At 61.0% G+C, this 8909-nt stretch carries 9 protein-coding genes and 1 tRNA gene; 4 read left to right on the top strand and 6 right to left on the bottom strand.

Translation table 11 applies throughout. The features are described 5' to 3' along the window. The 6 genes from V7116_RS04005 to ffh form a co-directional block, all read right to left on the bottom strand. Nucleotides 1-748: mannose-1-phosphate guanylyltransferase (locus tag V7116_RS04005; protein ID WP_324390593.1), on the bottom strand; the 748-nt coding region annotated here is incomplete at its 3' end. Nucleotides 749-769: 21 nt separating this feature from the next. Next, complete coding sequence (dprA, locus tag V7116_RS04000) at nucleotides 770-1882, bottom strand: DNA-processing protein DprA (RefSeq protein WP_324390592.1); 1113 nt, start codon at nucleotides 1880-1882, stop codon at nucleotides 770-772. 44 nt (nucleotides 1883-1926) lie between these two features. After that, nucleotides 1927-2475, bottom strand: coding sequence for a ribosome maturation factor RimM (rimM, locus tag V7116_RS03995; RefSeq protein ID WP_324390591.1), 549 nt, complete (start codon nucleotides 2473-2475; stop codon nucleotides 1927-1929). A gap of 13 nt (nucleotides 2476-2488) precedes the next feature. Continuing rightward, nucleotides 2489-2719, bottom strand: coding sequence for a KH domain-containing protein (locus V7116_RS03990; RefSeq protein ID WP_324390590.1), 231 nt, complete (start codon nucleotides 2717-2719; stop codon nucleotides 2489-2491). A gap of 137 nt (nucleotides 2720-2856) precedes the next feature. Then, a complete protein-coding gene (gene rpsP, locus V7116_RS03985; protein ID WP_324390589.1) occupies nucleotides 2857-3297 on the bottom strand; it encodes a 30S ribosomal protein S16 in 441 nt (146 codons plus the stop codon). Nucleotides 3298-3423: 126 nt separating this feature from the next. Beyond that, nucleotides 3424-4752, bottom strand: a complete 1329-nt coding sequence (ffh, locus tag V7116_RS03980) for a signal recognition particle protein (RefSeq protein WP_324390588.1) — start codon at nucleotides 4750-4752, stop codon at nucleotides 3424-3426. 523 nt (nucleotides 4753-5275) lie between these two features. On the opposite strand from ffh, the gene greA reads away from it, so the two are divergent. The 4 genes from greA to V7116_RS03960 all read left to right on the top strand — a co-directional run. Beyond that, nucleotides 5276-5749 (top strand): transcription elongation factor GreA, encoded by a 474-nt coding sequence (gene greA / locus V7116_RS03975; RefSeq protein WP_324390587.1) that lies wholly within the window; start codon nucleotides 5276-5278, stop codon nucleotides 5747-5749. 128 nt (nucleotides 5750-5877) lie between these two features. Further along, a complete protein-coding gene (lysS, locus tag V7116_RS03970; protein ID WP_324390586.1) occupies nucleotides 5878-7404 on the top strand; it encodes a lysine--tRNA ligase in 1527 nt (508 codons plus the stop codon). A 156-nt stretch (nucleotides 7405-7560) separates the two neighbouring features. Continuing rightward, nucleotides 7561-7643, top strand: a tRNA-Leu gene (locus tag V7116_RS03965). A 434-nt stretch (nucleotides 7644-8077) separates the two neighbouring features. After that, on the top strand, nucleotides 8078-8909 hold an 832-nt coding region (locus V7116_RS03960; protein WP_324390585.1), incomplete at its 3' end, for a PIN/TRAM domain-containing protein.

Raw genomic sequence — 8909 nt, 5'->3', positions numbered from 1 at the left:
ATACCAGGCCCGTCAGTCGGTGTGCGGCATCGCGCTCCCCGCCGGGCTGAGGCTGGCCGACCGCCTGCCCGATCTGTTCCATTTGCGCGCGCATAGCGGGCCGCTGGCGCTCGAACTCGGCCAGCACGGTATCCGCGCGACAGATGAACATGCCGCTGTTCCAGCTATAGAGGCCGCTTTCGAGGAACTCGACCGCCGTCTGGATATCGGGCTTTTCGGCAAAACGCTCGGCCAGATAGGTATCGAACTCGCCCACCTGCCCCAATGAGTCACCGCGCTTGATATAGCCGTAGCCTGTCGATGGGAACGAGGGCGAAATCCCCAGCGTGGCGATGTAGCCGCGCTGCGCCAAATCGCCCGCCGCCGACAACACGCGCAGAAATTTGGGCACATCCGCGATGTGATGGTCCGCCGCAAGGATGGCGATCACCGCGTCGGGATCGCGGCGCTGTATGTGCACGATGCCAAGCGCCGCCGCCGGACCGCTGTCGCGCCCGAAGGGTTCCACGACGAAGTTTTCCAGCGGGACCTGCGGTGTGCTGTCGTGCAGCTGCTCGACGTAGGCGCTGCCGGTTACCACAAAGACGTTCTCGGGCGGCATCAGCGGCGCGAGACGCTCCACGGAGATCTGGAACATGGAGCGATCCTCGACCAGCGGCAGCGCCTGCTTGGGGCGGGTCTTGCGGCTGAGCGGCCACAGGCGCGTTCCGCCGCCCCCGGCCATGATGAGTGCGTAGAAGTGATCCATAGTCAGTCTGCCCGTTCTCCGCTAATCCAAGCGGTAGTGTGTGCCGCCGCGCGAGCGCACGTACGACATGCCCTCCTGGCGGCTCACCATGCCTTTTAGCTCCATCAGCGCCAGAGCGCTGCTCACTCGTGTGATCGGCAGGCCCGTGCGCTGGCATAGATCGTCAATGTGGACCGGCTCGCTGTCCAGGTACGCCAACAGCGCCTGCTCTGTTTCGTCTGCCGGGGCGATCTCGCGCACGGTCGTGCTGACTTCCACCGCCGAGCGCGTCAGATTCAGCTCGTCCATGATATCTTCGGCGCAATTGACCAACTTGGCCCCACTTTGAATCAGGCGGTTCGTGCCCCGACTGGTCCGTGCAGTGATGTTGCCGGGCACCGCGAACACATCGCGCCCCTGCTCCGCGGCGATGTCCGCCGTCAGCAGCGCGCCGCTCGATTCGGGCGCTTCGACCACGACCACACCCAACGACAGGCCGCTGATCGTGCGGTTGCGCACCGGGAAGTTCTTACCTTCCGGCTGCGTGCCGGGCGGGAACTCCGTCACGAGCGCGCCGTTCTGGACAATCTCCGCCGCGAGATGGCGATGTTCCGGCGGGTAGACCATATCAATTCCGCAGCCGAGCACCGCCAGGGTGCGCCCGCCCGCATCCAGCGCGGCTTTGTGCGCCGCCGCATCGATCCCCAGGGCCAGCCCGCTGACGATAGTGATCCCGGCATGAACCAGCGGCTCGATCAGCTCACGCGTGACGTCGCGCCCATACACAGTCGCGCGGCGCGTGCCCACAAAAGCCACCGCCCAGCGATCCATATCTAGGACGATACCCTTAATATACAGCACAGGCGGCGCATCGGGAAGTTCACGCAGCAGGGCCGGATAGTCGGCGTCGTCCAGCGTCAGCGCTGCCGCGCCGATGCGGTCCAGATCGTCACTCAATTGGTCGAGTTGAATGGAATTACGTGCTTGAAGGAAGCTCGAAATGGTGCGGCGATCCAGGCCAGCGGCCAGCAAATCGCGTTCGGAGGCGGTCCAGGCTGGTTCCAGATCGCCAAAATAGGACTGCAGCGCGCGAAGCCGCACCGGCCCGATGCCCTTAATTACATTAAAGCCGAGCCAGTATTTGCGCGCGCTCATAGGTGCAGCGACCACTCTGTGTTCAGGCCATCGCGCGGCCCGTCTCAGTCGCCGAGCAGTCCTTCCATCAGGCGGACGGTCACCCGCTTGCCCTCGATGTCCACATCCAGAATGCACTCTTCAATAGCGGGCAGCAAGATCTCCCCGCGCGGGCCGCGCACGACGTAAACGTCGTTGGCTCCGGTTTCGATCACGTCCACGACCTCACCCAGATGTTCGTCGTCTTCGGTATACACCGGCAGGCCGATGATCTGGTAGAGGTAAAACTCATCCTCCTCCAGCGGCACGGCGTCATCCAGCGCCACCATCACGTACTGGTCGCGCAGTAACTCCGCCTCGTCGCGGTCGGAAAGGCCTTCCAACTGGAGAATGAGGTACTGCTTATGGCGGCGCGCCCCGGCGATCTCGTACTCGACCACAGACTCCGGGTCCGCCGGGTTCAGGCCGAGATAAACGTGATCCTCGGGCATGATGCGCTCCGGGTACGCGGTCAGCACCTCGACGCGAAGCTCACCACGGATACCATGCGGGCGCAAGACACGTCCCAACAGCAGGAAGGGAGGCTCGTCGTGTGTGGGTTCGTGCGAAACCATCGGCAAACCGCTGCTAGACGATATCAAGCGTGACGCGCTTGCCCTGCTTGGTCGCCATGACGCGCACGAGAATACGCATCGCGTTAGCGACACGTCCGCTCTTGCCGATCACGCGGCCCATATCTTCCGGCGCCACCTGAAGCTCAAGCACTGTCGAGGACGCGCTGTCATCCACCGTGGTCACATGCACCTGTGAGGGATCGTCCACGAGCGACTTCGCAATATATTCAACAAGTTCTTTCATGGTGTCTTCCTCAATCGCTACAACACTCGCAAATAGGCCGGAGACCTATGCGAGAAATAGGTCAATGCGGACGGCTTTACCTTGAACGCCGTCCGCATCGGTCATCTGTGTTTACTTGAAGCGCCAGACGTGCGGGCTTATTCAGCCTCAGCCGCCGGAGCTTCTTCTTCCGCTGCAACTTCAGGTGCGCTTTCCGCAGGCGCCTCGGCCTTCGGTTCAGCCGACTGTTCAACCGGCAGCGCGGTCTTCGGGCTGACGGTACCACGCGATTCAGCTTCGGCCTGAGCCTCAGCAACCAGCGAGTCCACCGCTTCACCCTTGTTCACGCGCTCCAGGCGAGCGAGCGTTCCGAGCTTGTCGAGAACGCGGCGAACCGCGTCGCTCGGCTGCGCACCGTTCTGAAGCCAGTACAGCGCGCGGTCTTCCTTGATGGTCATGGTCGCAGGTTCAGTGCGCGGGTTGTAGAACCCGATCACTTCAATGTAACGGCCATCACGCGGGCTGCGCGAATCAGCGACCACGATACGATAGCTTGGCTGCTTCTTACGCCCTACCCGGCGCAAACGAATACGAACCATTCCTGTCCACCTATCCTTTACTGTGCTAGCAAGTGTTGACTATCATGCTGTCACTACGCTGCGAGAGGATGCGGCAGGGAAGGACTGCCAGGGCAGACGGCGACAGTGGGATTATACACCGCAATGTTAACGAAACATACCGGGAATTTTCGGCATCCGGCCTTTGCCGATGGTTTTCATCAACCGCTGCATCTCGCGGAACTGCTTGAGCAACTGGTTGATGTCCTGCACGGACGTGCCGCTGCCCGCCGCCACGCGACGCTTGCGAGTTGCGTTGAGCAGGCGCGGGTTACGGCGCTCGGAGGGTGTCATCGAGTAGATGATCGCCTCGACGCGCTTCATCTGCTTCTGGGCATCTTCGTTATCGAAGTTGATCTGCTGCTTGAGGCGGCCACCACCGGGCAGCATGTCAAGGATCTGGCCGATAGGGCCCATCTTCTTGACTTGCTGAAGCTGCTTGAGAAAATCGTCAAGCGTGAAGTCGTTGGAAAGCAGCTTCTTTTGCAGTTTTTCCGCTTCGTGCTGGTCGAAGGTCTGCTCGGCACGCTCGATGAGCGAGAGCATGTCGCCCATGCCCAGGATACGCGAAGCGAGACGGTCGGGGTGGAACGGCTCGAAGGCGTCGATCTTTTCGCCCGTACCCATATACTTAATGGGCACGCCGGTTACTTCGCGCATCGAGATCGCCGCGCCACCGCGCGCGTCGCCGTCCACTTTGGTCAGGATGAGGCCGGTCAGCCCCACCTTCTCATTGAAGCCTTCGGCAATACGCACGGCTTCCTGGCCGGTCATCGCGTCCGCGACGAGCAACACTTCCGCCGGGTCGGTGCGCTTACGGATCTCGGCCAGCTCGCGCATCATGTCGTCATCGATCTGAAGGCGGCCCGCCGTGTCGAGGATGACGACCGACGCTCCCGCCGCTTTCGCTTCTTTCAAGCCGCGCTCGCAGATATCTGGCGGCGACGCGCTGGTCCCTTCTTCGTGATAGGGAATGCTGAGCTGCTTCGCCAGCGTCACGAGCTGATCGACCGCCGCGGGGCGGTACGTGTCCCCCGCCACCAGCCACGGGCGGCGTCCATCCCGGCGCAGCATGAGCGCCAGCTTGGCAGCAGTGGTCGTCTTACCGGAGCCTTGCAGACCCACGAGCATGATCACGCGCGGCGACGGGCCGCTGAGGTTGAGCCGTCCCGGCTCGCCCAGCGTTTCCATCAGCTCTTCGTGCACGATCTTGATAACCTGCTGCGACGGCTTGAGGGCTTTTTGCACCTCGGCGCCGATGGACCGTTCCTGAACGCGTTTGATGAAGTCTTTGGTGACCTTGATATTGACGTCCGCTTCAAGCAGCGCCATACGAACTTCGCGCAAAGCGGTATTAACGTCTTCCTCGGTCAGCTTACCCTTGCGGCCAAGCTGGTCAAAGACGTCTTGTAGACGATCGCTGAGGCTTTCAAACATGGGCTATATCTCGGGTTCTCCCTAATTCGCCAGTCGAGAATTGTAAAAGATCGGTGCGCCTGCGTCAAGCTGAAGTCCCCGTGGCGCATATCCGGCCTCCGCCAAAACAGTTGACGTCACAACTAACAGCCCTTTTGCAGTTCGCTTTACAAGCCGTGTAAACTATGCTAATATCGTGGCAGCAAACTCAAATCGCCGGGCGAGCGGGCTGGCGTTTTAGGTTAAGCAATCGCATGTGAACTTCCAAGACACAGCGCAGGCTGTGTTTTTGTACATCAGGCGCTCTCAAAGCCAAGGGGCACGGCGCTCTACACCCGGCGACAGCAGGGCGGCTTGGTGGAGCGCTCAAACTGATTCATGGATGTGCCCAATATAGGGCTGGCAGCGTCACTGTGATGGTGGCGTTTTATAGTTCTATTTAAAAACCACATTTTTCACTTTAGGGATAGATACTGCAACGTCACAATAAGGTTGGGGGCAAGTGTGGCAGTCTTGCCCATACCCGTAGCGACGGAGGAAAAGCATGAGTGAAGAAGTCCATTACCTGACGCAGGAAGGGCTGCGGGAATATGAGGAGCGGCTCGCGTTCCTCCGAAATGTACGGCGTCAGGAGGTGGCCGAACGCCTGCGCCTGGCCCTCGAAGAGGGCGGTGAACTGGTTGAAAATGCCGAATATGAGGATGCGAAAAACGAGCAGGCCTTCGTCGAGGGCGAGATTCTGCGCCTGGAGATGATCCTGAGCAACGCGCATATCATTGAGGACAAAGGCCCGCGCGACACGATCGGGCTGGGCGACAAGATCACCGTGCAGGAAGTGGGAACGCACGACACGGAAGTGTATTATCTCGTCGGCGCAGCCGAGGCCAACCCGCAGGCAGGCAAGATCTCGCACAAAAGCCCGCTGGGCAAGGCGTTGATGAGCCGTCACGTTGGCGATCGCGTGGTGGTGAACGCCCCTGACGGCGATATTGAGTTCATCGTGAAGGCGATCGAATAGCGCCGGATTCGCGCGGATTCGATTTACCCAGCCCATGCTGGCGAACCTGTCGGCATGGGCTTTCTGTTGAGCTGCCGCGCCCCGGCGGCACATCTGTACGCCCGCGTTTTGAGGAGAGTAACAGCAGCATGTGGACCCCCGCCAACAACCTGGAACAAGAACGTCTCGACAAGTTAAACCACCTCGTTGAAAACGGTGTTGCGCCCTACCCCAACCGGGTCAAGTGCACCCATTCCAGCCAGGAAGCGATCCGCGCCTTTGAAGCGGTCGAAACCGAGGATCACCAGACGCCGGAGCCGGTCGAGGTGACGGTTTGCGGGCGCATCGTCCGCCAGAACCTGAAGGGTAAGGTGTATTTCGCGCACATCGAGGACGGCGCGGGCCGCGTGCAGTTGTTCGTTCGCATCGACAGTGTGGGCGAAGAAACCTACGCCATGATCAAAGACGTACTGGACATGGGCGACTTCGTGCAGGCTGCGGGCACCATGATGCGGACCCGCGCGGGAGAAGCCAGCGTCCTGGTGACGGATCTGGTCGTGCTGTCGAAGGCGCTCAGCCCCCTGCCCGTGATCAAGGAACGTGTCACCGAGGATGGGCAGGTCGAGCGGTACGGCACCTTCAGCGACGTCGAGGAACGCTACCGCCAGCGCTATGCCGACCTCGCCGTGAATCCCGACACGCGCGCTGTGTTCCGCGCCCGCGCACTCACTGTGCGTGCCCTGCGCACTTTCCTCGATGGCGAGGGCTTCCTCGAAGTCGAGACGCCTATCTTGCAGCCCATCTACGGCGGAGCGGCGGCGCGCCCCTTCACCACGCATCACAACCAGCTCCACCAGGACCTGTTTCTGCGCATCAGCTTCGAGCTGTACCTGAAGCGGTTGCTGGTAGGCATGTACGACGCCGTGTACGAGATCGGGCGCGACTTCCGCAACGAAGGGGTGAGCTTCAAGCACAACCCCGAGTTTACGCAGCTTGAGTTCTATAAGGCCTACACCGACTATCACGGCATGATGGATCTGGCCGAGCGCCTGGTGGCTTTCGCCGCCGAGCAGGTCACCGGCAGCACGACGATCAGCTTCCAGGGCAACACCATCAATCTCGCACCGCCGTGGAAGCGCATCACGCTGCGCGACGCAATCCGTGAGTGCTCCGGCATCGACTACATGGATTACCCCGACGCCGATTCGCTGCGTGCGGAAATGCGCGCAAAGGGACTCGAAGCATCATCGAGCGCCACGTGGGGCAAGCTGGTTGATGGGCTGCTGGGCGATACCGTCGAGCCGACGCTGATCCAGCCAACCTTTATCACCGACTACCCGCGCGACATCTCGCCGCTGGCAAAGACCGTGCCCGGCGATCCGAAGCACGTCGAGCGCTTCGAGATCTTCGTGGGCGGCATGGAAATGGGCAACGCGTTCACCGAGCTGAACGATCCGTTGGACCAGGAAGCGCGCTTCATCGAAATGGGTCGCCTGTACAGCGACGAAGACGACGAAGCAACCCCCATCGACGAGGACTATCTGCGTTCGATGCGCTACGGTATGCCGCCCGCTGGTGGACTGGGCATGGGCGTTGACCGGCTGGTGATGCTATTGACCGATCGCAGCACGATCCGCGAGGTGCTGCTGTTCCCGCACCTGCGCGAGCGGGATTAGGCGCAAACGGGCGCAAGAGCCGGTTCGCCGCGCCGCCGACGCAGCAAGCGGCGCGCAACGCGAAAAGACGCTGCACAATCCGCCGAAGCATCATTGACGGCAGCGCAGATCTCATGCTACACTTCATTCCGTCTTCGCCTCGGTGGAGACGGTTCCGGGGGAGTGGCGGAATGGCAGACGCCGCGGACTTAAAATCCGTTGAGGGTGACCTCGTGTGAGTTCGAATCTCACCTCCCCTACTGACAATGCAGCCACACAAACAAGCGCCGTGATGGCGCTTTTTGTTTTCACGCCGCACAGACGTCTCCCCGCTGGTTTATCGCCTGCCAACGGTCATTGACGCTCGTTCTCAACCATGTTAAAGTTGGGATGTCAGTGTGTAGAAGACTTCGATTTCTGAGGTCTGCTAAGAACTAAGTGTAGGGTATTCCGGCAGTATAGGCTTGGCCTTCTTTTCCGGCTCCCATTTATCCAACCTGCCGGATGGGCCACGGAAACCCCGCCAGCCGACACTGGCAGCTTTTATCCAGATACAAAGCCATAGTTGACCTGCCCGTTTAGCGGCCTCTTTTTTTATCCCAATGTCGAGGTCACCAACAGGCAGTGGATAGATCCCCGCAGCCCCCTTATCCCGGCTGCTGCTGTCCACAAACATGGCGGGGAGGCATCATCCATGAGTCTTGAGTTTCTGGTGCGCCTGCTGGGCATGCTTATCTTTGGCTTGTTTGGCGCACTACTTGGCACGAATCTGTCCGATGAACTCTTCCTGCCCTCCGACGCGACCGCGCTCATCTTTTCGCTGACCGGCGCGCTGGCGGGGCTGATCGTCACGCCCTGGCTCACCACCACCCCCAGCCGGATCGCACGACGCTCGATCACGGAAATGCCTGCTGAAAAACTGGTTGCGCTGCTGCTTGGCCTCGTGTTTGGCTTGATCGTCTCGATCATGTTCATCTGGCCGCTGTCGCTGCTGCCGGACCCGTTCGGCCAGATTCTGCCCACCGTCGCCGTGATCATCACCGCCTATCTGAGCGTCGCGCTGTTCAACGCGCGGGCGCGCGAGATCTTCATGCTGTTCGGCGGGCTGATCCGCGCCAACCCCACCACCCTGCGCGCCATGCCAGGGCTGACCAACGCCGAAGAGATTCTGCTGGACACCAGTGTGATCATCGACGGGCGCATTCTGGACATCAGCCGCACGGGGTTCGTACTCGGCACAATGGTCATTCCGCGCTTCGTGCTGCACGAGCTTCAGCACGTGGCAGATTCGGCGGACGTGCTGCGGCGCAACCGGGGCAAACGCGGGCTGGAAATTCTCAGCGAGCTGCAACAGCACAGCCAGACCCCTGTCCGCATCATCGACGACGATGTGGAGGGCACGAACGAGGTGGACGAAAAGCTGGTGCTGCTCGCCCGCCAGCGCGGCGTGCCGGTCATGACGACTGACTTCAACCTCAACCGGGTGGCCGAGCTTCAGGGCGTGCACGTGCTGAACATCAACGAGC

The sequence above is a fragment of the Aggregatilinea sp. genome, assembly GCF_036822615.1.
In the GTDB taxonomy this organism is placed as follows: Bacteria; Chloroflexota; Anaerolineae; order Aggregatilineales; family Aggregatilineaceae; genus Aggregatilinea.
The sequence above is the reverse complement of the archived record's forward strand: the minus strand, read 5'-3'. Positions and strand labels throughout refer to the sequence as shown.